General features: G+C 36.0%; 22 protein-coding genes. 6 read left to right on the top strand and 16 right to left on the bottom strand.

Translation table 11 applies throughout. The features are described from left to right. The first annotated feature begins 2 nt into the window (after positions 1–2). Positions 3–1,034 carry a hypothetical protein gene (locus tag HS129_09610; protein ID MBE7412300.1) on the top strand — a complete coding sequence of 344 codons (1,032 nt, stop codon included), beginning with the start codon at positions 3–5 and terminating at the stop codon, positions 1,032–1,034. A gap of 237 nt (positions 1,035–1,271) precedes the next feature. Here the strand turns inward: HS129_09610 and HS129_09615 are convergent, their stop codons facing one another. The 8 genes from HS129_09615 to HS129_09650 form a co-directional block, all read right to left on the bottom strand. Then, on the bottom strand, positions 1,272–1,976 hold the full coding sequence (locus tag HS129_09615) for a hypothetical protein (protein MBE7412301.1): 705 nt from the start codon (positions 1,974–1,976) through the stop codon (positions 1,272–1,274). A 36-nt stretch (positions 1,977–2,012) separates the two neighbouring features. Then, complete coding sequence (locus tag HS129_09620) at positions 2,013–2,690, bottom strand: hypothetical protein (GenBank protein MBE7412302.1); 678 nt, start codon at positions 2,688–2,690, stop codon at positions 2,013–2,015. After that, on the bottom strand, positions 2,683–3,441 hold the full coding sequence (locus tag HS129_09625; GenBank protein ID MBE7412303.1) for a ParA family protein: 759 nt from the start codon (positions 3,439–3,441) through the stop codon (positions 2,683–2,685). Before HS129_09625 ends, HS129_09620 begins: the two co-directional genes overlap by 8 nt. Before the next feature lie 430 nt (positions 3,442–3,871). Then, positions 3,872–4,147 (bottom strand): type II toxin-antitoxin system mRNA interferase toxin, RelE/StbE family, encoded by a 276-nt coding sequence (locus HS129_09630; GenBank protein MBE7412304.1) that lies wholly within the window; start codon positions 4,145–4,147, stop codon positions 3,872–3,874. Further along, on the bottom strand, positions 4,137–4,376 hold the full coding sequence (locus HS129_09635; GenBank protein MBE7412305.1) for a CopG family transcriptional regulator: 240 nt from the start codon (positions 4,374–4,376) through the stop codon (positions 4,137–4,139). Before HS129_09635 ends, HS129_09630 begins: the two co-directional genes overlap by 11 nt. Before the next feature lie 557 nt (positions 4,377–4,933). Further along, entirely contained in the window at positions 4,934–6,526 is a 1,593-nt protein-coding gene (locus HS129_09640; GenBank protein MBE7412306.1) for a hypothetical protein, read from the bottom strand. 18 nt (positions 6,527–6,544) lie between these two features. After that, positions 6,545–7,414, bottom strand: a complete 870-nt coding sequence (locus tag HS129_09645) for a porin OmpL1 (GenBank protein MBE7412307.1) — start codon at positions 7,412–7,414, stop codon at positions 6,545–6,547. A gap of 190 nt (positions 7,415–7,604) precedes the next feature. Next, positions 7,605–8,642, bottom strand: a complete 1,038-nt coding sequence (locus HS129_09650) for a serine/threonine protein kinase (protein MBE7412308.1) — start codon at positions 8,640–8,642, stop codon at positions 7,605–7,607. 121 nt (positions 8,643–8,763) lie between these two features. Here HS129_09650 and HS129_09655 point away from each other — a divergent pair, with 121 nt between their 5' ends. The 5 genes from HS129_09655 to HS129_09675 all read left to right on the top strand — a co-directional run bounded on the left by HS129_09655 (position 8,764) and on the right by HS129_09675 (position 15,461). Beyond that, the gene (locus tag HS129_09655) at positions 8,764–10,041 is read left to right on the top strand and encodes a citrate synthase (GenBank protein ID MBE7412309.1); all 1,278 of its coding nucleotides are present in this window, start codon (positions 8,764–8,766) and stop codon (positions 10,039–10,041) included. Positions 10,042–10,231: 190 nt separating this feature from the next. Then, on the top strand, positions 10,232–12,235 hold the full coding sequence (locus tag HS129_09660) for a UvrD-helicase domain-containing protein (GenBank protein ID MBE7412310.1): 2,004 nt from the start codon (positions 10,232–10,234) through the stop codon (positions 12,233–12,235). 1 nt (position 12,236) lies between these two features. After that, entirely contained in the window at positions 12,237–12,902 is a 666-nt protein-coding gene (locus tag HS129_09665) for a tetratricopeptide repeat protein (protein MBE7412311.1), read from the top strand. Then, on the top strand, positions 12,877–15,096 hold the full coding sequence (locus HS129_09670) for a hypothetical protein (protein ID MBE7412312.1): 2,220 nt from the start codon (positions 12,877–12,879) through the stop codon (positions 15,094–15,096). The genes HS129_09665 and HS129_09670 overlap by 26 nt, the downstream gene beginning before the upstream one ends. Further along, entirely contained in the window at positions 15,081–15,461 is a 381-nt protein-coding gene (locus HS129_09675; GenBank protein ID MBE7412313.1) for a hypothetical protein, read from the top strand. Before HS129_09670 ends, HS129_09675 begins: the two co-directional genes overlap by 16 nt. Here the strand turns inward: HS129_09675 and lpxB are convergent. The 8 genes from lpxB to HS129_09715 form a co-directional block, all read right to left on the bottom strand. Next, complete coding sequence (gene lpxB, locus HS129_09680; GenBank protein MBE7412314.1) at positions 15,430–16,572, bottom strand: lipid-A-disaccharide synthase; 1,143 nt, start codon at positions 16,570–16,572, stop codon at positions 15,430–15,432. The two genes, HS129_09675 and lpxB, sit on opposite strands and share 32 nt — an antisense overlap. 55 nt (positions 16,573–16,627) lie before the next feature. Then, positions 16,628–17,473 (bottom strand): LpxI family protein, encoded by an 846-nt coding sequence (locus HS129_09685; protein MBE7412315.1) that lies wholly within the window; start codon positions 17,471–17,473, stop codon positions 16,628–16,630. Position 17,474: 1 nt separating this feature from the next. Next, positions 17,475–17,750: a zinc ribbon domain-containing protein gene (locus HS129_09690; protein ID MBE7412316.1), complete on the bottom strand. Its 276-nt coding sequence runs from the start codon at positions 17,748–17,750 to the stop codon at positions 17,475–17,477. Between the two features lie 14 nt (positions 17,751–17,764). Then, the gene (locus tag HS129_09695; protein ID MBE7412317.1) at positions 17,765–19,132 is read right to left on the bottom strand and encodes an SH3 domain-containing protein; all 1,368 of its coding nucleotides are present in this window, start codon (positions 19,130–19,132) and stop codon (positions 17,765–17,767) included. 92 nt (positions 19,133–19,224) lie between these two features. Continuing rightward, positions 19,225–20,823, bottom strand: a complete 1,599-nt coding sequence (locus HS129_09700; GenBank protein ID MBE7412318.1) for a TolC family protein — start codon at positions 20,821–20,823, stop codon at positions 19,225–19,227. A gap of 38 nt (positions 20,824–20,861) precedes the next feature. Further along, complete coding sequence (sucD, locus tag HS129_09705; GenBank protein MBE7412319.1) at positions 20,862–21,737, bottom strand: succinate--CoA ligase subunit alpha; 876 nt, start codon at positions 21,735–21,737, stop codon at positions 20,862–20,864. Between the two features lie 9 nt (positions 21,738–21,746). Next, the gene (gene sucC, locus HS129_09710) at positions 21,747–22,913 is read right to left on the bottom strand and encodes an ADP-forming succinate--CoA ligase subunit beta (protein MBE7412320.1); all 1,167 of its coding nucleotides are present in this window, start codon (positions 22,911–22,913) and stop codon (positions 21,747–21,749) included. Positions 22,914–23,304: 391 nt separating this feature from the next. After that, positions 23,305–23,502, bottom strand: coding sequence for a hypothetical protein (locus tag HS129_09715; protein MBE7412321.1), 198 nt, complete (start codon positions 23,500–23,502; stop codon positions 23,305–23,307). Between the last annotated feature and the right edge of the window lie 21 nt (positions 23,503–23,523).

Here is a 23,523-nt window from a genome sequence, read left to right on the forward strand (position 1 = left end):
TTATGAAAAAAATACTTTTTATTCTACTTCCTTTTGTTACCTTTCTTTTGACAATAGAGATGATGTTTCTGGATATACAACTCCAAAAGCCTTTTGACCCATATAAATTTTCTTTGGAAGAAGGAAGCACTACTCTAAAAGAAGAAAAAAATACACCAATCCCAATGCAAATCGGGAAAGGAATATTTCAAAAAATCTCTTTTTTTTCTGAGTTGCATAGAGCACTAAAAGACACAAATTCTCCCTCCGACGGAAAGGTAGAAAAAACTATTTCTAAAATAGAAAGAGTAATACTTTCATTAAAGATTGCTTTTTTTATAAACCTATTCCTAGCCGCTCTTTCTATATGTGCATTCATCTCTATGAATTTAGAAGCCTACTTTTCTCCATTTCTGAATCGTTTCCAAGCAATTTCTTCTATTTTCATATTCATGCCATATATGTCTGAAAGTTCCAGACTAATAGAAACAAAACCTATTCTTGGAATACTGGGGGTTCTATTTTTCCTCAGCTCCTCTGTGTATGCGATTTGGATATTTCGTAAATTTGGCAAATTGAAAAAACAAGACAATTTCACATACCAAGCTCTCTACCACGCATCAAAGTCAGAAGAAGAAAATTTAACAAAACAAGAAAATGACCCAATTAGCTTTATTACTTTTGCTTTTCATTTTTCTGTTATCATATTTTCGGGAATTCTAATCGGAAATTTTTTATACATACCACTTTTTTCTCTTCAAAAAAACTTTTCAGCTCAATTTGGAATTCTTTTGATTGTTCTATTTTTCGGGCTATCTCTATTCTATATAAAAAACTATTATACAATAGGAAAGGAAATCGGTTACTCAAAATTTCAAAATATTCTTGCCAGCATTGCTTTTTTACAATTTCGTTTTATAAAAAATATCCTATTTACAGTTCTATCTCTCACAGGCGTGATTTTTTTTATTACACTTTTGTTTTCTCTACTCGCCTTCAATAGTTTTTTTTTAAAAAGTGCAAACTTCCTGCTTCAAACTCAAGTTAGCCTGTAATATTTTTCTGAATAAAAACAATCACAAAGAATTGTACGAAAAATAGAATGGAATAAAAAATATGAATCCGATTTGGAATTTTTTGAAAGATCAAATACAAAGAGAGTAAAAGTATCAATGAAAGCAGAAAATTTTGTAAAATGTCAAAATCAATAAAATTTAAAATACCAAAAGAATATAAACAAACAATGGCAAATATGAAATAGCAAAAATAGTAAAGATAAAGGAAAAAATCTTTCAACCTTTGTTACCGAAACACTCCGACTTTTTTTCTTCGCCTAAAATACGGCACTGAATTTGTCCGTTTTCAAAATACGTTATTCGATGCACTAACTTACCCGTAATGTCGTACGTTTCTTTGGCTTCGACCAAACCGGATGGATAATAAAAAATCCACTCTTTTATTTTCAGGTCTTTATGGTAAGAGCCGGAATATTCTTTTTTCCCGTCTATAAAATATTTCTCCCAGTTCCCTGTCTTGTAACCGCTATCGTAGTACCCTTTTTCTTCCAGATTGCCATTCTCGTAAAATCTTTCATACAACCCATCCTCGTTTCCCCAGATATCGGTTTGTATCCAAAAGACTCTTTTTTTCCCATAGGTAAAATATTGTTTGCAGTATGGTTTTCCATTTAAAAAATTCCAAACCCAAAGCCCATCTCTTTGCCCATTTTTAAAATTCCCAAAACTTAAAACAGATTTTGACTTGGTGTATTGAAAACATTCACCATCGTTAATTCCTAATGGATTTACCTTACAAGATGAATACAATTCACCTGTATCATACCAAGCTAATCTTTTGTTGTTCTCTATAGCAGTATAGAGATTCGTCTTCTTGTCAAATTTTGCATTTGAAGAAATAGAATCAGGAAAACTTTTTTTGGGACTACAACCAATAGTTATAAAAATTAAAAAAATAGAAAAAGCTGATTGAATAATCATACAACTCTTCAATGTAAGATAAACTAAATTACAAATTTAGTTTATCGTAAACTTCTTTACCGCCAAGACTTCATCTTTTTCATTTCTGATTTCTACTTCGTATTTTCCAGGTGAATCAAAAAAAGTCTCATCGTAATAGGTCTGCGCTTTTTCGGCATCCTTTTTAAAAGAACGTACATAACTGTGGATTTCTTCCTTCCCACCTTCTGTCTTGTAAATTTTCAAGCTCAAAGTTTTTGGAGTGCTCCAACCTTTTCTATAATAAACATAGAAATCTTGACCGGCTTTAAAATCATAGTCTTTGTCAGGATCCATCTGTGAAACCTTGTCCGGTGTCATCTTATTCACATCCATAAAAATGGCGTGCTTCTGTGGCCAGAAAAGCCAAATCAACCAGAGAGCCGCAATAAAGCCCCCTAAAATTAAATATTTTTTCGGCTTGTTTTCGCCGCCCTTAGGTGAGGTATAATCTTCCAATCTCATAACACTTTTTACGTTGTAAAGAGTGCTTTTTTTGGGCAATAGTTTTTCTTGGTTTTTTCCCTCAAAGCGATGGTTTTTTACGATTTCTTTTTTATTCACTTTCTCTACCGGCTCTTTTTTGGAAACTTCTACTGTAGATTGAACACCCTCCACCGGGTTATCCGTTTTATTGCCTAAAGCCCTATTGATCTGAGTGCCGGCCGCTTGAAATAGTCGATCCTTTTTAGCCAATTTCTAAGATATCCTCTACCAACCCCTCATAAGCCAAGGCCACCTTATTTTTCTTCTGGTATTCAAACAAAGTCTTTTGCATAAGATGGGATTCCTCGACTGCCACAGAAACCGGAAGGGTTGTGCGAAATAATTTTAAATATTGCTGTATTTGAGGGACAACTGCCTGCGAAATAGAAGTTCGGGGATTGAACATAGAAAGTAAAGCTCCAAATATTTTTAAATTCGGGTTGTACCTTTTTGTAACAGTTTCATAAATATCAAGAATCCCCTCAATCCCATCAATAGAAAATTTTGACACTTGTAATGGAATAATTATCCCCGTCCCTGCAACTAAAGCATTTAACGTAAGCATTGAAAGGCTTGGAGGACAATCAATCACCACATAATCAAAGTCTTCTTTTATCATTTCCATGGAATCCCGTAACATGAAAAACCCATCGAGTTTGCCGGACAAAATACTGTCAACCTCAGATAACTTTATGTTAGAAGGGATAATCTTCAAATTTTCGATACGAGTCTCAGATATTAAATTTTGAATTGGAGCGATCTTGTCCCTAAACACCGGGTAAATAGTTTTTTCTGAGTCGGTTTCCTTGCTAACAAAAATACTCGACGAATTTCCCTGGGGGTCCAAGTCGATGAGTAGAGTCCTCTCCCCTTTTTTTGCAAGCCCGACTGCGATATGCACTGAAGTAGTAGTTTTTCCTACCCCACCCTTTTGATTCGTGATACATAGTATTTGTTTCATGCAGTCCGTAATTGTGTCAGCGTGGATTTTTTTCTCATAATTTTAGTCTTGAAATTTTTTTTCTTAGTGTCAAGAAATAAAACCCCCGCTTCAGACCTCAGTCCTCAGCCATCAGTTCTCCACATTGGAGTTCCCACATTTTTGCACGAAAAGTGCAGATTTTGCACTAAAAGCGAAATTCGCTGAAATAGGTGGAGATCCCACTTTTTTGCACGAAAAGTACAGATATTGTACTAAAAGCGTAAACTCAAAACCTCTATCTCAGAAAGATAAATCTAAATGAAAAAGATATACAACTCCACTATTTCCTACCTCAGACTTCAGGCATCAGTCCTCCGTATTGGAGTTCCAATAGGAAGATAATGGTCAGTAAAGTGTAAAAGGGATAGCCTCATACTCATAGACGAAAGCCTTGCGATATTTTCTTTTCTTATCTGTAAGAATCTTTTCTTTCGGAGATATCAAGAATGATTATTAATACTTGCTTATTTTTAATTTGATAAAACAAACGATAATCGCCAATACGATACCGATAAACACCTTCAAATTCACCCTTTAACTTTTTGATGTTATTTCCAAAAAAAGGATTCAATTTTAATTGTGGATAAATGTATTCTCGAATTTTTTTATAAATCTTTTTATATTTCGTTTCTTTAATTTTTGAAATAAAACTTTCCGTTTCAGCAATTTCAAAATTATTTAACAAATTTATACTTTCCCTTCTTCGCTTCATTAATTCCCGTTTTAAGGCTTTTGATTAACGAATGATCGTTTAAAATTTGTTCCATCTCTATATCTGAAATATAAATTTCATTAGTCAAATAGGATAAAGATGCGTTTTCCATAAAATTAGAAATAGTCCTCCTTTCTCCATCTGCAGCTTTTTTCAATAAATTATATACATTATCATCTACACGAACAGTAACGGTTTTCATAAAGTCCCTCAAAGCAAACATATTCAATTAGATTCAATTTATCAATAATTTATTCAATTTACAAAATTTTAATTCCTCTATATCAGTCCTCCGAATTGGAGATCCCACTTTTTTGCACAAAAAGTGCAGATTTTGCACTAAAAGCGTAAGCTCAAAACCTCATCCTACAAGATAAATCTATTGGCAAAGATTCTACCTCCACTATTTCCTACCTCAGACCTCAGACATCAGTCCTCCGAATTGGAGATCCCACATTTTTGCACGAAAAGTGCAGATTTTGCACTAAAAGCGAAATTCACCGAAATAGGTGGAGATCCCACTTTTTTGCACGAAAAGTGCAGATTTTGCACTAAAAGCGTAAGCTCAAAACCTCATCCTACAAGATAAACCTATTGGCAAAGATTCTACCTCCACTATTTCCTACCTCCGACCTCAGACCTCAGACATCAGTCCTCCGAATTGGAGATCCCACATTTTAGGCAAAAAAAAACCCTCCGAGCAATCGGAGGGTTTTTGCTAAAAAAGAAAGGCAAAGCCTTCCTAAAAAATGAAAATCTCTATGGAGTTGTCTTAGAGTTCGGGTAAGCAGTATCCCAAGAAACTATGCCTGTTCCAAACAAAGAGGACACACCTTGTGCAGCTAAAGGACACTCTGCAAGTCCACCAAGAGTGCTTCCAAGAATACCTGTTACTGAAGCACGTGTTGTTGCATCTCCACCGTAAGTACATGCTGTCACTAGACCGGTAGTTCCACCATCACCATAAGCTACGTTTAAGTCTGGTAGAGTTCCGCCACCTAAAACTTGAGGGACTGCATATTTCTTTCTAAAAGACCTGTTACAAGCAATACCGTCATTTGTAGCTGTGGAAGAAGAGTTTGTAGCCATCCAAGTATAGTAAGCTGTTGCTGCAGACCCATTTGTTGACACAGAGTAAGCGATCTCTTTAGCTTCTGTCAATTGCTTTGGAGTGGTACTTGCAGGAGATGGATTTAATGCAGGTGAAAATCCGATTCCTTCACAAGAATCAACTACAGAAAAATTGATATTTGACCCATCTCTAAAACTAGCTTCACCATAAGCAGTTGTACCTGTTACAAGTGGGAAAGCGTTTGCAAAGCTCGAAGAAATACTCATAAGAGCAGTTGATACAGGGTATGCTTGCTCTGGTAGGATTGAATTCGATGTAAAGGAGCTGGTAGAGCCTTCATCTTCTACACGATTAGTATAGATCCCGCCTGTAATAGCGCCTGTTCTAACTTGAGTTTCTTTTGGCATTCCCAAAAATAAAGCTCGAGCCATCTTCACATCAAAATTTGCTTCAGGTTTTCTGCAATCTGAGTTTCCCATAATTGCTTCAAACGTTGCAGTTTGGTTTGCAATCGCAGCAGTACGAGTAGCTGTAGTTATACCAGCTAAAGAACAACTTGCTCTTGGGATTCTGGAGCACGCTAATAGTGCACCACCTTTAGTGTATGCCAATCTGGTCATATAAGCACTAGCAGCATTAGATGTTCCAACTGCACCATAAAATGCAGCAAATGCACCTGCTATCGCGCCACAGTTTCCAAATCCACCCTCAACTGTTGTAGTTCCACCGGCGATACCGTTAGCGATTAACGCAGCATTCACAGCAGTAGCCTCAGCAGTGGACAAATTCCCTGTTCTAAACGCCGCCAAGGAAGTTGCAAGTATTGTAGTAGCAGTAGGGTTTTTTGCACAAATTGCTACCGGTACACCCATATAAGCAAGCATATTTACAGTTGTTTTTGCACTGGTTAAAGCAGTGTTTCTGTTGTCAGTTGTAAATGCAGAGCCATCTACTGGTCTTACAAATGCGTCATACTTTCTGTTAAATGGAACAGTAGCATAAGAGCTAAAACCTTGAGCAGTTACAGTACTACCGGACGCAGCCTCATAATTCGCCTGTGTAAAAATTGTTGAGTTACCTGCAGCAACCGAGTATAGAGAGCCTGCATACAAAGAAGCAAGGTTCAAGCTGATTGCACAGTTACCCTTTCCAAGTCCACCGATTAGCTGTCCTAGGATTAGCCCGTTTACTTGATTTCCTCCGATTTCACGCTTGTGGCAATTTGCAAAAATACCAAAAGCAAGGAGGGATGTTAAAGTTATTAATTTAAGATTTTTCATATTCGTCTATTCCTCCTATTATAGTTCGTGCTTGTAGCCGATTCTGTAAATCTGTCCACCGAGTACCACAGGGTAAGCTGGAAGTGGAGACATACCTGTCATACCGCCATAAGACTTGGTTCCTGCAGTTCCCATTTTCGCGCTTAGGATTGTTTCCAATTCGAGGAAAAGTGAGCCTTTGTCGGAAATCTTGGTTTGAGCACCGAGTAACCAGTTAAAACCAAATCCTGTAACATGGAATTGAGCGTCTTCATTGATAACCGCAGGGTCAGCAGCAGAAGATACTAAAGATTTTCCGAGTCCACCTGATGCAGCGTTTAAGCCGGCACCGTCGTTTCTGCCTTTTACTCCCCAACCACCATTGTAGTAGTGGATACCTGCACCCATATAGAACGCAGAAGACTCAGCTACAGCAATTTTAATACCAAAATAAGCAGGAACTATAATAGAACGGTAATTCCAAGTAATGTCATACCAGTTGTATCCCATGAAATTAGAAGTGGTGCGACCACCCATAATTTTTTGGGTATAGTTTACGCCTACTCTGAAAAAGAACGCCTTTCCTATATCCTGCTCGTATCCAAAGTTTAAAACTCCACCGGTCATAGAACCATCACCTTTTACGTTGAGTGCACCACCAGATACGTTTTCCGCAGCCTGTAGTTTGTTTTCAGCGATAATCAGCTTTTGCTGTCCGTTGTAGTTACCGTAACTGTCTCTTGTCACTTGAGTAGAATCAAGACCATCTTTCATGATGGTTCCACCCAACTGACCTAGATCAAATTGAAGACCGCCCCCCACTATGATACTGGATTTAGCACTTAGTGCAGACCCTGTACAAGCTACGAGACCGATCGCTAAAAAGATTCTAATAATCTTTTTGATCATACATTACCTCTTCTTAATTTTTTTCGTTTTTTTATAGCCTAACTAATTATAAAGATTTAGTGAATATTTATAATTAGTTAGACACAATTGGCAATTCTCTTAGCTTATGTAGTCTCTTGTCAACCTATATACTAAGTTTTTTTAATTTTTTTAAAAAAAATGTCACAATTTGACTTATTTTGCATACAACTTAGGTCATATCCCAAAAAAAGTCTTTGTTTGTAAGTTTTTCTTCTTGATCTTCTATTTTGGGCAGGGCTATATTTTTCTGTCTTGGTTTTGAGATAAATTTTAGCTGGCTTTCTAAGTCTTGGGTTTCTTTTTCCCAGTAATCCGTACTTCCGAAATGGGGGAAAAGTGCAGGAAAAGTAGGGTCTTCCCACCTCCTTGCAATCCAAGCAGAATAGTGTATATATCGGAAAGCTCTTAACGGCTCTACTAAATTCAGCCAATTTTCCTGAAATTCAGAAAATTCACTGTATGCTTCTAAAAAAACTCCCCTTCTGTGCTCCCTAAATTCTACTGAAGAAGGGAGTAGCATCCAAAGATCCTGCACTACAGGCCCTGTTCTAAAATCATCAAAGTCTAAAAAAAACCAGCCCGAGTTTCCGTTCAGCAGATTTCCGTTGTGGCAGTCTCCGTGGATTCTCTGGGTGGGAACTCCAAGTGAGATTTCATCATAAATTTCTGCAATTTTTTCTGCGGTCAATATATACCTTTCAGCGCAAGACTTAGGCAAAAAGCTCTTTTCTGTTAAAAACCTTAATGGTTTATGTACATATTCTTCCGAATTCACATGGGGTCTATGAAGCGATTTTTTAGACCTTCCTATTCTATGAATTCTGGAAATTAGTCTTCCAACTATTTTCAAATCTGTATCGGTAAACTCATCCGGAGACCTTCCTCCAATTTTTTCCCACATAGAATAATATATCCCGGATATTTCTCTGATACTTTCTCCGTTTTGGAATCGAATAGGTTTAGAAACAGGGATTTCGTTTTCTGACAATTCATATAGAAAATCGTGCTCTTCTTGGATTTCTTCTTTTGACCACCTTCCGGGTCTGTAAAATTTTACGATAATATTTTGAGAGTCCTCCAAATACACGTCAAACACTCTATTTTCATAGCTATTCAAGGCAAAAACTCTTCCTGTAGGAGAATATCCGCATTCTTCGCATGCAAGGATTACTTTTTCGGGAGTGAGATCATAAAAATATTCATTCATAATTCTTGGATTTCTTCAAAATTTCTTTAGGATTTAGTTTTGTCTTCCTTTTTCCCTTATAAGAACTTAAATTGACGAAATTCTCACATAAAAAAAACTTTCATTAAGGAGATTTTTCGACATGATTAAAAAAGCTGAGCTTCTATTAGACGGGAAGACTTATCCTCTTTCTATCTCCGAGGGTACGGACGGCAGTCAAGGAATCCATATCGGAGAGCTTTACAATAAGACAGGTCTTGTAACTATTGACCCGGGGTATTTTAATACCGCATCTGGCGTTTCAGAAATTTCCAAAAGAGACGCAGATAAGGGTGAGTTAATCTACCGAGGCTATCACATCGAAGACCTAGTGAAAAATTCTACCTTTGTTGAGACTTCCTATCTCCTGATTTATGGCAGTCTCCCCACTCAAAATGAATTGTCCGATTTTTCCAAGCGTCTTTCCAAGCATTCTCTAATCCATGAAAATATGATAAACCTACTCGACGGTTTTCCGGGGAAGGCTCACCCTCTTGCTGTTCTTTCTGTGATGGTAATGAGTTTGTCGAGTTATTACCCCGACAATTACGAAGAAAGTCTCGACAGAGGTATCGACCTAGTTACGAGGCTACTCGCAAAGATTCGTACTATTGCAGCCTATATCTACAAAAAAATGGTAGGTCAACCTTTCAACTATCCCCAAGACAAACTCCCCTATTGCACCAACTTCCTTCAGATGATGTTTGCAATTCCTACAGAGCCTTACGAGGTAAAACCAGAACACGACAAAATCTTAAACCAATTTTGGATCATGTATGCAGAGCACGAGATGAATGTAGCTGCAGCCACAGTAGAAATGATCGGCAGCACCCAAGCCAATCTATTTGCCTCTATCAGTGCCGGCATGAGTGCTTTATGGGGTTCCAGAGAAGGAGGTAAAAACGTAGCCGCAGTTGAGTTGATAGAAGATATTTTAAAAAATGGTGGAGACGTAAAAAACTATTTTGAAAAGTTCAAAAATGGTGGTGCAAAGCTCGACTCTAACGGCTTTGGGCACGAAGCCTATAAAGGTACCAGCCCTCGCTCGGTTGTTGCAAAAGAGTTGTTTAGAAATTTCTACAAAAATACAAAAGACCCAATCGCAGAAACTGCTCTAAAAGTGGAAGAATATGTCTTAAACGACCCGTATTTTATAAAAGAAAACCTCTATCCAAATCTTGATTTTTATAGTGGTGTGATTTTCCACTCTCTCGGAATTCCAAAAAACATGTTTACTGTCATGCAGACTATCGGGAAATTGCCTGGCTGGCTTGCTCACTGGAGACAACTAAGATTACAAACAAAAACGAGTAAGGCAAGACCAAGACAAATTTACACTGGCAAAGTGGGCTTAACTTATAAACCTATTGAAAAAAGATAGTTCTTTTGTGTAAGTTTATTTTTTTATGGGTGCATCTGCTAAAATCCTTTTTTGGAAATATACACTCTCAAATTCCTAAGAGAAATCGTCATTTAATAACGATACCTTTGTCTTGCAACACAAGGGCTGGATAATTATTAATAATATTGGTTTGAAAATTATTTTATATGATTGTATTTTTTAATCTAGCATGAATCTAAACTCTGAACAAAAAAAAGCAGTTGAACACGTAAAGGGGCCCCTTCTTATCTTTGCAGGAGCCGGCTCCGGTAAGACAAGAGTAATCACGAACAGGATTGTAAACCTGATCACAAAAGAAAAAGTCAAACCCTCTGAAATTGTTGCACTCTCTTTTACAAACAAAAGTGCAAAAGAACTAAGAGAAAGGGTTTTTTCTATGGTCGGAAGAAAAGGAGTCAAGGGGATAGAGCTGTCCACATTCCACTCTTTTGGTCTGAAACTATTAAAAAAGTTTATAGAAAATTTAGACTACAAAAATCCTTTTTCATTACTTTCCCCATCCGACTTAGAGCCTATTGTGATAGGTTTACTAAAAGAAAAAAAGTTAGACCCTAAGAAATTTCCTATCTATTCCATTCTCTCCAAGTTGAGTTTCCGAAAAAATTCAAACTCATTTCAAAAACAAGAGATTTCAGAATTAGAAGAATACGTGGAAGCAATTTTTGAAAATTATTCCGAAAAACTAAAAAGTATAAATTCTATAGACTTTGACGATCTCATCTTACTCCCTATAGTTTTGCTGAAGAATTTCAAAGAAGTAAAAGACTACTGTCACAAAAAGTACAAGTTTTACATGGTGGACGAGTTTCAAGACACTAACCAATCTCAGTATGAACTCGTAAAACTTCTTCTTGGGAAAAATGACAATCTTTGTGTTGTGGGAGACGACGACCAGAGTATCTACGGGTTTAGAGGAGGAGACGTAAACCTCATACTAAACTTTGAAAAAGATTTTCCTCATGCGAAAAATGTTCAACTCATGCAAAACTACCGCTCATCAAAAAATATTCTGGAAGCCGCAAACTCACTCATCCAAAAAAATCCCACCAGAGTTTCAAAAGAATTGTACTCGAGTTTTCACTACCCCGAAAAAGTGAAGTATGTAGAAAGAGAAGACGAAAAAGACGAGGCCTCTTTTGTAATAGATGAAATAGAAAGAGAGATTTTAAAAGAAAAAAGAAAAGGTGGAGAAATCGCAATTTTATTCAGAACAAACTACCAGTCCAGACCTTTTGAAGAAGAGTTACGACTTCGCTCTATCCCCTACAGACTTTTTGGTGCTTACAATTTTTTTGACAGAAAAGAAGTAAAAGATATTTTAGCGTATCTTAGAGTTCTTGCAAATCCGAAAGACGAGCTAAGTCTTCTTAGGATTCTAAACTACCCCAAAAGGGGAATAGGGGACACTGCAATTTCTAAAATTCACAAAGCCTCTGTAGAGAAGAACTTGCACACGATTGATGTTTTGTATGCGTTATGCGAAAGCGATAGTTTTGTAGAGGGTTTAAAAAAAAATGTAATTTCCGAAATCTATGAATTTTTAGAGACTATCGAAAAATACAAAAAAAGATTTTTTGGAAACGAAGGCCTGTCTTTCGTATTGAAAGATTTTATTAAAGAAATCGGTTTTGAAAAAGAAATCCAATTGGAAGAAGACAATGAAAAGATTGCAAAAGCAAGAATTTTAAACCTATTTGAAATCCTGAATATGTTGAAATTTTTTGAAGAGGAGTGGGACTCTGAAACTAAGCCGACTCTGTTTGACTTTCTTTTGAAAATTTCTTTACTCACAAACGATGACACAAATGATTCTCCCGAAGAAAACAAGGTCAACCTTATGACCATGCACCTCTCCAAGGGCTTAGAATTTGAAACAGTTTTTCTAACAGGTGTAGAAGAAGGAATCATACCATCTTCAAGGTCGATGGAATTCCCGACTGGAGAAGAAGAAGAAAGAAGACTGATGTATGTGGGGATGACCAGAGCAAAAAAAAAATTATATTTGACAAGTACGAGGGGTAGGAAAAAATTTGGAGAATCAGTTCCGAGTATTCCCAGCCGCTTCCTAAGTGAAATCAACCAAGAATATTTGGATCGCTTTTTGATAGAGTCTGAAGAGGAGAATTCCGGTTTTAACTTTATTGCAGAACTGGAAAAGCTAAAAATTGTTTAATATGAAATTTTCTAATCTGGTATTAATTAGTGTAATTTTAGGCTCTTGTGCATCAGGAGGAAACAAACAAGACCCGATCTTGTTAAAAAAGTTAGAATCTGAAAACTCATTAAAAGCAGAAATTCGTAAGGCAGATGAGGAGCTTTCCGCTACCGGTCTCACGGAAGAAAAGAAAAATGGAATACTTTTAAACAAAGCAAAGGCATTCATTCAATTAGGCTCTTATAAAGAAGCACTGCAAACACTAACAGAAATTTTACAAACTCGGTCAGGGATTCACACTCCTCACATCAGCTACTACGCCGGACTCGCCTATTTTTATGACAAGGACTATAAAAAAGCAATTTCATTTTTCATTCGCTCGGACAGTGAAGACCCACTTTTTGAGCCTGATTCAAAAAGGAAGATCTTGGCAAAAGCCTACTTTCAGGAAAACCAATTTGGCCCCGGAGTGGCAATTCTTGGCAAAGCGTCCCAAGACAAGAATTTTGTGAAAGATTTAGAATATTATGAAATGGTTTCGCTCGGATTTTATAAGATGAATTTAATTCAGAGGAGTCTTCCTTTTGCAGAAGAAGGCTTGACGAAATTTCCTGAAAGCAAAGTATTACAGGAAATAAAAAAAGACTGCCTGACATACCTTGAATCTAAAAAAATTAAATCGTGAAATAAAAAAATTTCAAAAAGATTTCTTCGATTTTTTAAAATCTTCAGCCCCCACTATAAAGAAAACCTCGCTTCTTATATCTTCCCTCCTCATCACAGCATTTGTATTCAACTCTTCCTATAAATATTTTAATTCAAAATTCAAGGAAGAATACATCAATGTATCTCACTTCAAAAAATTAGCCAAAAATTTAATTTCTTCCAGACTCAAAAAAGCTATAGATATTGGGGTCATTGATTTTAATTTAATAGATGGCGTTACAATGGAAGATTTCAGAATATCGATTGATGAAGATTTTTCCAGTGGTAAGTTTCTTTTTGTTTCAAAAAAAATAGCTCTAAAATTCTCTACCTTATTCGGGAAAGACCCATTCCTAAAAAAAATAGCTATCTACGGCTCTAAACTAACCATCGATACAAACGATCCAATAAGCGATTCTATATTAGAATATTTTCAGAATTTTTCTTTGTCGGAAGTCACTTTAAAGAACACAGAAATCACTGTCATTCAAAACGGGAAAATTCTATTCACTACCGAAAAACCTGTAAACTTTTTTTTCAAGAAAGAGCAAGGCAAAGTTATTTTTCAGTTTTCGGACAACACTATTCCAAAAAATCTTTTTTCTAAATTCTATGGCAAAGGAGAAATCAACCTCAAAAAAAAAACTTATACAATTACAACTCAATTCCAAAATTTTCCTGCTGAAAATTTACAAGGTCTTTCTACAGAGCTAATCGGGGTAGTGCCTGAATCTGGAAAAGTGAACTCTTCTTTTGAAATCCAAAAAGAAGAGAATTCGTTTAGAGTCTTTGGGCAAGTCCACTTAAACGAAATCAACGGATTTTTAGATATGCAAAAAGACACAAAAATTAAAAACCTTTTTCTCTCAGAAAATTTTCACATTACAAGAAGTTCCGTAATGGTGAAGGGAATTCCAAAGTACGAATTCTCTACCAAGAGAGATATTGTCACAGATTTTTTTCATATCAATTTAGAAAAAGTAACGACTGTAGATAAGCTGAACAAGATTCAACTTTTTGTAAATACAACCGACTTAGAAAAATTTTCAAAAGTTTTTTTATTTTCAGAAAGTATTGTAATGGAAGGAGGGTTTGTTTTAAAATTAGAACTCAATGAAACCGGAAAAGAAATCGACTGGTTTAAGACGGAAGCCTCTCTCTCCTCGTTGGGGATGAATTTTAAAAGTAGAAATTCTTCCAAAGTAAATCTCGATCTTTCGTATTTGAATGCCACTTTGAATAAAAAAGGAGAATTGACAGCTGAGACTACAGGAACAAGCTTCGGAAAGGATTTTTCCAGTAAGCTCAATGGAAATATTTTATTTTCAAAAATTAGAGACAGATACGGGAATATTTACTACCCTCTCCAGTCCGACACGAAATTGCAATTGCAATTACAAGACATCAACTTGTCTGCTTATAAACCGATTTATGACGACCTACTTAAATGGGTGCAATCAGACATCAAAGAAAGGCAAGAAAAATTAATTCCAGTGAATTATATTTTTCAAACTCCACTATATAAAATCTTATTTGAAAAAATGAAACTGTCTTCTGATTTTAATTTTTCTAATCTAAAAGTCCAAGAGGACAATATCAACCTTGGAAACTGGAATATTAAAACCAATGTTGCGGGCGGGCAAGCTAATATTACTTTAATCGGTGGCGACAAAAATCAATCCTCAGCCATATTGAAACTAAACACAAGCATACAATCTCCCTACATTGATCTAAAAGTCAAAACCGGGGATATATTCTGGTTGAATGAGACCATCCCAATTTGTGGAGTCACGATGTACAGCGATATAGTCAACTTAGATTTTTCACTGGTTACCACCGGGAATAATTTTTGGGACTTCCTACTTTCCAAGAGGGTAACGGGCACGATGGAGTTTAGAAATAGCTCTATCTTCCATAACAAAGCAACTGAAAATAAAATTTCTGCTTTACCATTTTTGCTTGAAAAAGATATTTTTTCGTATAGATATGAATTTGATGTTTATGCTTTTGAAGGGTTTAAGCGAAAGATTGAACTAAAGGGTAGTGAGTTTCAGATAAATGGCAACAGTCAGATTAAAGAAGATTCAGAAAACTTCTTCTACACCGGTATTTACAAAAAAGTACCGGTTTTCTATTCTGTTACGAATACAGGTGAATCATGTATAAAAAAATAATATTTCTTCTAATCATCATAATTCCACTTTTCTCTTGTAAAAAAAAAGTGAACCACAAAGAGCCTATTTTTGACGAATCCTACTACAAATCTCTACAAGGAACTTGGGACGTTAGTCCATCCGCAGGAAAAAAAATAATTTTTAATGGAGACAAGAAAGCGATCCTTATTGTCGGGGGGAATCCGATTCCTTTGAATATCCAAATGGATTCTTATGGAATGAGGTTGATTTTCTTAGAGAACGAAAAGGCATTCGGATATTTTGTACACAGCGAAAAAAAAGAATCTGTTTGGGTGGGTGTTTTGGAAGACGAAGTGGTAAAGTTAAGTAAAGTTAAAGAAGAAAATTCATCCGTTTTAGAATAGCGCTCGCACTTTTTTTAGAACTATCTCCACTACCCAGACTCTTCTTTACTTTTTGAATTTTCTCGATCATTGTATTTCTGTACTTGGGCTTATCCAATATATTCAAAACTTCTTCTTTCACATACTCAGGCTTACACTCTGCTTGCAACAACTCTTGGCAAATCTCTTCGCCACCTAAAATATTTACGAGTCCGATCCAAGGAACCTTAATCACACTCGACCCGATTAAGTAAGTCAACAAACTCACCTTGTACAAAATAACCATCGGCTTTTCAAAATACGCCACTTCCAAAGTAGCTGTACCCGATGCAACAATCACAAGATCAGAGGCTTGAATACACCTAAGTGATAAATCAAAAAAATACAAAACTTCGATTTCAGGGTATTCTCTTTTGAGTTTTTCGATTTCAAACTGTATTTTTTCTTCTGCATTTTTATTTATATTGGGAAGGAGAAATTGGATTTTTTTATTTTGAGAAGTTATTTCTTTATGGAGCATTGGAATAAATTTCATAATTACCGGAAGAATTCTTTTTATCTCTGATGTTCTAGAACCGGGCATTACACAAATTCGAATACAATCTGTTTTAAATTTTATTTTTTCTTCGGAGTGCAATTTTTCAGAAATTCTTTTTGCAAGAGGATGGCCTACGAATTCAGACGGGACTCCATACTCGTCATAAATTTTTTTTTCAAACTCAAACAAGACCAACATCAAATCTATGTATTTTTTAATGAAAAAAATTCTTTTAAATCTCCATGCCCATATCTGAGGTGAAACATAAAAAAAGACTTTTATTCCTTTTTCTTTGAGTGCCTTCGCTAATTGCAGATTGAACCCGGGGTAATCTATCAAAATAGCAAACTCTGTTTTTCTTTTTATTGCCTCATCAACTATTCTATTTAGTAATTTTTTTAAAAATCCGTATTTAGATACTATTTGAGAAAATCCTATAACGGAAAGATTTTCCATGTCTTCCAAAGATTCAAAACCCTCTGAGATCATTGCAGGACCACCCACCCCGAAAAATTTCATTTTCCGATCCGACAACTTCAGTTCTTTTATAAGTGGTGCCCCCAGCAGATCACCGGAATGCTCTCCCGCAATCATCAAAATAGGAAATTTCTCTACTTTGGAAACTTGTTTTAGTTTTTTCGACGTTTTGCTAAATGTTTTTTTGACTGCCATTTAAGATTTTAACTCCACTTTCGCCATAGCTGACTAAATCGATTTTATTTTTTTCTGCAAAGTCGATGACTTCTTTCGGATTTACAACAAGTGCTTCTCCTGCGTGAAAAGCCAAAGTAGAGCAACCCGATTCTTTCATGTATTGAAGAGTATGAATCCCTATTCCAGGGAGGTCAAATCTATCGTCCTGATTTTTTTTGGCGCTTTTGCAAACCACACCACCTTTTTTATTGGAAAGTTTTCCTCCTCTGAGTATTGTTTCATCTGTTCCTTCAACTGCCTCTACCGCTAAAACAGTCTGATTGAACACTACTACTGTCTGCCCAATATCAAGCTCGGTTAATTTTTTTGCATAGTCCATTCCAAACTTAATGTCGCATAACGTATCTTTCGATAATTTTTTCTTGGTGTATCTGCCTTCTGATAGCAATAGAGACTGTAGATATTTTTTTTGAGATAGAATTTCTATTTTATTTTTTAAAAACTCATCAGAGATAATTTTAAAAATTGTATAGTCGTGCTTATTTATCATTTTAGCAAGAAGTGTGATTGCCTTTAAGTCATACTTCAACGACCTAAACAATAACTCTTTTTTAATTTTCCCGAGAAGTAGTAGCCTGTCTATTTTTTCCTTTTTGCAGATTTGAATGAGCTTTCCAATTTTAGCAATATAACAATAAACCGTTCTTGCCTCAAACTCTCTTGCTTGAAAATCAGACTCCCTGATTCCTAGAAAAATCGGATCTTCACCATTGGATAGAGCCTCTTTCATTCCTATAAATGGAAGTTCTCCTCCACCAGCTAAAATTCCGAGTCTTCCCAAGTTATTTTTTTTCCGGTGTACTTGCAGCCGTTGCACTATTCGAAGGCGAGGTGTCCTTTTTTTCTGTAGGTACACTTCCTGTTTTATTGTCTTTCTTGTAATCCGTGACGTAAAAACCAGTACCTTTGAATATAATCCCTCCACCACTCGAAATCAATCTCGTGACTCTCCCTTTTTCGCCACACACAAGGCACTCCTGCAAAGGCTCCTCTTTCATAGACTGAAAATGTTCAAACTCTTTCCCACATGCATCACACCTATAATCGTAAGTTGGCATAGTCCCTCCAAAAATTAATTATTATACTGCCGGTTATCCAAAAACTTAAAACCAAAAATTGCTGCACTGGAAGTATTTTGTTTTGTACTTTGGGTAATACAAATTTCCCATATTAAATTTTTGTCGTTGGATAAATTATCTAATTTATGAGATTTCAAATTCAATAAAATATCTTCTCCCTCAAGTTTTGTCAGAAAAAAATCACCTTTATAGGAAAAAATCTTCAACCCTAATTCATGAATATTTTTTTCTTTTTCGAGTATCACCCTATTCTCATTCACAATAATCCCTTGTGGGTCAACTTCTATCTTATACGCAAGGTAGGAATCTTCTCCACTGATTGCATTCAATAGAAATAATAAAACTCTCCCTTTGCCTGAAATATACTTAAACCGAAAATCGATGCTGTTTGCAGAAAGATTTGTTTTTTTACAAATTTTCCTTTTAAATATATCCGCTCCTTCCCAAACTACAAACCCGACATTCCCGTCAATATTTATAGATTTTGTTTTAATATAGTTTCCTGTAAAATTTTCCGGGATAGAGTCTTCTTTCCATTCGTTAAAATCCCAAATACTACCTTCCAAGATTTTTGGAAAATGAGAAACTACCTTTTCTTTCCTTAGATTGTCCACACTTAACTTTTCAGTAAAAGCAGAAAACACCCAGCCTTTCAGATCAGAAGAAAAATCTATAACCTCCAGCCAAACTCCAGTCTTCCCTAAAATTACAGAGCTTCTCAAATCACTGTCTATCACAAAAAGAAATTCGTTTGATTTTAGTTTTCCAATATTCGGGTTTTCAGTACCGGGGCCGGATCTAAGATTGATATTCTCTCCTTTGGAAACAAGAATTCTGTTTTTAAAATCGGTTTCTTCCATACTCGCAAAATAATGCAATAAATTGATGAGCTTTTCTTTTTTTTCGATAGAGAAAACTGAAATAGAATTGTATTTCAAATAGTCAAAGATTGCACTCACAAATTCTTTTGTGAAAGGTCTCGGATCCATGTATAGCAATTCCTGAAAGATTCGCTCTGTTCCTTTCATTTTTGATCTGGAAATTACTTTTTCAATCAAAGATCTATTATAAAAGTATTCATTTTTTTTCATTTCTGAAAAGTATGGGTCTTCCAAGCTCCAATATTTTTGGCTTCCCTCTGAAGTTTCTGCTACAGAACAAAAACACATTTTCTGTATTTCTTTTTTATTTTTATTTCCTATATTGTTGATTTTTTTTTCCAATCTTGAAATAGACATAGAGGCAAAAGATAATTCTTCATCAGAAAGGTTCTTTTCTTTGTATGCAATTTTTAGAATTTTTTCGTATTTCTCTTTTTGAAAATAGGAATGAAACTTATCTACTCTGCTACGAAAATCCAATATAAAAAAAATTCCAAGTAGAGTAAGAAAAGAGAAAAGCCCTATGCTAATAAAAAATTTTTTTTTCAGAAATTTCTCCGATAGAAAAAATTTTAATTCACATCCGGAACAAGAGAATTTACGTCAATTTTGTATTTATCAAATAAAGAATTCTTTGCCAACTCATATCTAAGTACATCTATATTAAAATTGATTTTTGCCTGAGTCAATTGTAATTGATTTTGAATCACTGTGTCCAACGCATTCTTTACGGCAACTGCAGTAAACCTTCCTTTTCTGAAACTGCTTAGTATTCCATTGTAGTAGGACTCAGCGTCTCTATAGGACTGTATCGAATTCTGCAAGATTCTGTGGTTTGCTTCAACAGAAGAAATTCTTGTTTTTATCTCGTCTCGAATCTCTTTTTTCAAATCTTCTTCACTAAGCAATGTTTGTCTAAGAGAAATATGTGCATCTCGAATCGTAGCTTTAACCCCGCGATCGGCCACAGGGTACACTAACTTCAACTGTCCGACTCTTTCTTCAAATTTAAAAGTAGGAATCCCAGAATTTTGGTTTGTAAAATTTTCTTGAGGTGAAATCAAGGTTTGACCTTTAGAAGAATAAGAGCCCATAGCGGTGAGAGAAGGAAGTGCACTATTCTCTGCATTTTTTATTGTCAAGTCAACAATTTGTTTTTTTCTTTGCATATTTTTAAAATCAATTCTATTTTTAAAAGCGAACTCTAAATCTTTTTCGTAGTTCATTTCTGGAGGATTGTCAAATAACTCTCCCGCCCCCGTAACATCTGAATCTGTCGAAAGACCCATTGCACGAATTAGTTTTCTTTTAGCTTCTTCTCTATCAACTTTTGCCTTCTCCATTTGATTCTCTGCCTGAGAAACAAGTGCACTCCACTGGTTGACTTCAAATTTTTCGGATAGACCGATGTTTTGTTTTTGCCTTGTTAGATTTCTGATATTTTTTGCGTTGTTCCATAATTTCTCATAAGCTTTATAAGCTGCATCAGCCACAGAAAATCCCCAGTAATCCACAAGAGTCTGAACCACTGACCCGGATAATTTAAAAATCAACTCATCTCTTGTAATAGCAGCTTGATTTTCTAAGATCTTTTCTAAATTTCTATCCTGATACCCAAAAGAATTCTTCAATAACTCCTGACTTAAAGTTGCAGTAATCGCTCCTGTATAAAGTGGAGGAATTCCAAGAACTCTAAATCCCGCAGGAGTTGTACTCGGATCTTCAAATGCGTTTGAGTCAAATCTTGTGGTGCTTGCTTCTAATTTAAAATAAGTACCCGTAATAAAGATTTTTTCTATTCCGACACTTATCTTGTCATTTTGCGTTTTTGTTCCAGTCATTAAGTTCGATTGATTAAATGGTAGAACTGACTTTTGTGAGTCTAACCCTCCAAGAACTCTCCAAGTATATTTTGATTGGCTTTTCAATAGATTGGAGTCAGATTTTACAAGCTCGTATTCTATATTTTTTAAATTTACATTATTGGAAAGTGCGGTCACGATAGCATCTTTCAAACTAAGGAAATCAATTTTTTTCGTAGGTGCTTTTTTTTCCTCTTTAGAAATCTTTTCTTTTAAGGTGTTTGTCTTTTCTTGAATTGTATCTTCTGAAAATACTCCATAGCTTAAAATATACAATAGAACACAACAAATTCTAAAAAAAACTTTCATAAAAACCTCCTACTCATTTAACCAAATCCGATACATTGTTATTTTCCAAGCGCATTTTTCATAGTAATCCCAACATCTGAAATAGACTTACATACGTGGATACCTGCGTCTTTCATCGCTTTCATCTTAGACTCAGCAGTGCCAAGCCCACCACTAATAATTGCACCTGCGTGCCCCATTCTTTTTCCGGGTGGTGCAGTCTGACCAGCAATAAACCCCACAATAGGTTTTTTAATATTTTCTTTAGCGTATTTGGCTGCCTCTTCTTCACTTGTACCGCCAATTTCCCCAATCATTACAATACCTTCTGTATCAGGGTCTTCATTAAACAATTTCAAAGCATCTGTGTGAGTAGTTCCAACTATTGGATCTCCTCCAATACCTATACAAGTGGATTGACCTAATTTCAGAGAAGTTAGTTGCCACACCGACTCGTAAGTCAAGGTGCCGGATCTCGACACCACACCAATCCTTCCCTTCTCATGGATAAACCCGGGCATTATACCAATCTTACATTCTCCAGGTGTAGTCAAACCCGGGCAATTTGGACCAATGAGTCTTGTCTTAGAATTTTTTAAAACACTCCATGCCTTTAACATATCGTGGGTAGGAATTCCCTCTGTGATACAAACTACAAGTGGGATCTCCGCAAATACACACTCAATAATTGCATCCGCAGCAAAAGCAGGAGGCACAAAAATTACCGCAGCATTGGCTCCCTCTTTATCAATTGAATCTTTGACACTATTAAAAATTGGTACTCCATGCTCAGACTTTTGCCCCCCTTTTCCAGGCGTAACCCCTCCTATTACCTTTGTGCCATACTCGATCATCTGAGAAGCATGGAATGATCCTTCTTTGCCTGTAATACCTTGAACTACTACTCTTGTGTTTTTATTTACTAATACTGACATATCCTATCCCTATCGAATTAAACTAACAATTTTTTCTGCACCTTCCATCGCATGGTCTGCGACAAAAAGCTTGATCCCACTTTCGGAAAGTAATTTTTTCCCTTCCTCTGCATTTGTACCCTTTAATCTGACTACAAGAGGTACTGTAATATTTACAGCTTTTGCTGCTTCAACAATTCCTTGAGCAATTCTCTCGCAACGCACTATCCCACCAAAAATATTTACAAATATACCTTTCACATTCGGATCACTCAAAATTAATTTAAACCCATTTGTAACTGTATGAACATTGGCACCACCACCCACATCGAGAAAGTTTGCAGGCTCGGCTCCAGCTAACTTAACTATATCCATAGTAGCCATTGCAAGACCTGCACCGTTTACCATACAACCAATGTTTCCGTCTAACTTCACATAGTTTAGGTTAAACTCACCAGCTTGAACTTCTAACGGGTCTTCTTCAGTCTTGTCTCTGTAAACTACAGTGTCCGGATGACGAAATCCTGCGTTTTCGTCTAAGTCTATTTTACAATCCCCTGCAACGATTTGGTTTTCCTTAGTCAATATCAATGGATTAATCTCAAGTAAAGAGCAATCCTCTGCTATATACGCTTTATAAAGAGACATGAAAAATAGAACAGCTGACTTGATAGACTCTTGTGGCAATCCAAGTGAATAGGCGAGTTGCCTTGCCTGATTGTCCTGAAGCCCGATACCCGGATCTACTACAATTTTCAAAATTTTTTCCGGGTGCTTTTCTGCGACCTCTTCAATTTCCATCCCACCCTCAGTAGATGCCATGATGATTGTTTTACGAATAGATCGATCCAAAAGAATGCTAATATAAAACTCTTTTGCAATATTTATACCTTGCTCCAAATATACTTTTAAGACTTTCTTGCCTTCGGGGCCTGTCTGGTGAGTTATTAACTGCATCCCAAGAATTTTATTAACTGCCGAAATTGCTTCATCTTTTGACTTTGTTACTTTTACCCCTCCTCCTTTTCCGCGACCACCTGCGTGGATTTGAGCTTTCACAACTACAACAGATGAATGCTTTGCTACCTCGTTGTATGCACCATCTGCCTTTTCTTTTAAATCAATTACAACACCGAATGGAGTGTTTACGTTGTATTTCCTGAGTATTTCTTTTGCCTGAAACTCGTGAATTTTCATATTCGGGAGGCTTCCTTTTCTTATTACAAATTCTTAATTTTTGACTTTTTTAGGGTAAATCCTATTGTCATTCCTATAATCCTGAATTCATTTATAAAATCAAGGGCATTTTTTCTTACTATGTTGAATTTAGTTTTAGGTTGCGTTTTTGTTTTTTTTTGTTTTTCGTCGGTTTTTGTCGTTTTAGTCTGTTGTAGCGGGTTGTTTTTCTCTTGGAGAGGTAAGCTCCCCCGCAATCATGTGGTTACAGGGTGGAACTCCATTTCGAAGAATCTGCTGGGGAGAATTATGTCCCATTCGGCAAGGTCAAGCACCAACAGAAGAGTAAAAAAGAGCGGTCTTTGTTGATACTAAGCCAGTCTGCAAGAACTCCAATTCAATCCAGTCCTCGTTATTTGGGTAAATTCTTTAACTTCTGCAAATTTTGCCCGACCTCTTGATACGCTTTCTTTACCCTCTCCATCTTCTCAAAGTCCCCCCAAAGAATCACATTTCTGTATCTGTTCAGCAATGCGTGCAAATATTTTCGTCTCGAAAAACCCGTCGTTCTTCTATTGAACTCGTCCATATATTTTGCTGGAACAAGCAAGCTCGATTGGGTTTCTGTAAA

The sequence above is a fragment of the Leptospiraceae bacterium genome, from assembly GCA_015075105.1.
Taxonomy (GTDB): Bacteria; Spirochaetota; Leptospiria; order Leptospirales; family Leptospiraceae; genus JABWCC01.

Coding starts and splice junctions, on each gene's coding strand:
- HS129_09610 (MBE7412300.1), top strand. CDS start 3: ATGAAAAAAATACTTTTTATTCTACTTCCTTTTGTTACCTTTCTTTTG.
- HS129_09615 (MBE7412301.1), bottom strand. CDS start 1,976: ATGATTATTCAATCAGCTTTTTCTATTTTTTTAATTTTTATAACTATT.
- HS129_09625 (MBE7412303.1), bottom strand. CDS start 3,441: ATGAAACAAATACTATGTATCACGAATCAAAAGGGTGGGGTAGGAAAA.
- HS129_09635 (MBE7412305.1), bottom strand. CDS start 4,376: ATGAAAACCGTTACTGTTCGTGTAGATGATAATGTATATAATTTATTG.
- HS129_09640 (MBE7412306.1), bottom strand. CDS start 6,526: ATGAAAAATCTTAAATTAATAACTTTAACATCCCTCCTTGCTTTTGGT.
- HS129_09645 (MBE7412307.1), bottom strand. CDS start 7,414: ATGATCAAAAAGATTATTAGAATCTTTTTAGCGATCGGTCTCGTAGCT.
- HS129_09650 (MBE7412308.1), bottom strand. CDS start 8,642: ATGAATGAATATTTTTATGATCTCACTCCCGAAAAAGTAATCCTTGCA.
- HS129_09655 (MBE7412309.1), top strand. CDS start 8,764: ATGATTAAAAAAGCTGAGCTTCTATTAGACGGGAAGACTTATCCTCTT.
- HS129_09660 (MBE7412310.1), top strand. CDS start 10,232: ATGAATCTAAACTCTGAACAAAAAAAAGCAGTTGAACACGTAAAGGGG.
- HS129_09665 (MBE7412311.1), top strand. CDS start 12,237: ATGAAATTTTCTAATCTGGTATTAATTAGTGTAATTTTAGGCTCTTGT.
- HS129_09675 (MBE7412313.1), top strand. CDS start 15,081: ATGTATAAAAAAATAATATTTCTTCTAATCATCATAATTCCACTTTTC.
- lpxB (MBE7412314.1), bottom strand. CDS start 16,572: ATGATTGCGGGAGAGCATTCCGGTGATCTGCTGGGGGCACCACTTATA.
- HS129_09690 (MBE7412316.1), bottom strand. CDS start 17,750: ATGCCAACTTACGATTATAGGTGTGATGCATGTGGGAAAGAGTTTGAA.
- HS129_09700 (MBE7412318.1), bottom strand. CDS start 20,823: ATGAAAGTTTTTTTTAGAATTTGTTGTGTTCTATTGTATATTTTAAGC.
- sucD (MBE7412319.1), bottom strand. CDS start 21,737: ATGTCAGTATTAGTAAATAAAAACACAAGAGTAGTAGTTCAAGGTATT.
- sucC (MBE7412320.1), bottom strand. CDS start 22,913: ATGAAAATTCACGAGTTTCAGGCAAAAGAAATACTCAGGAAATACAAC.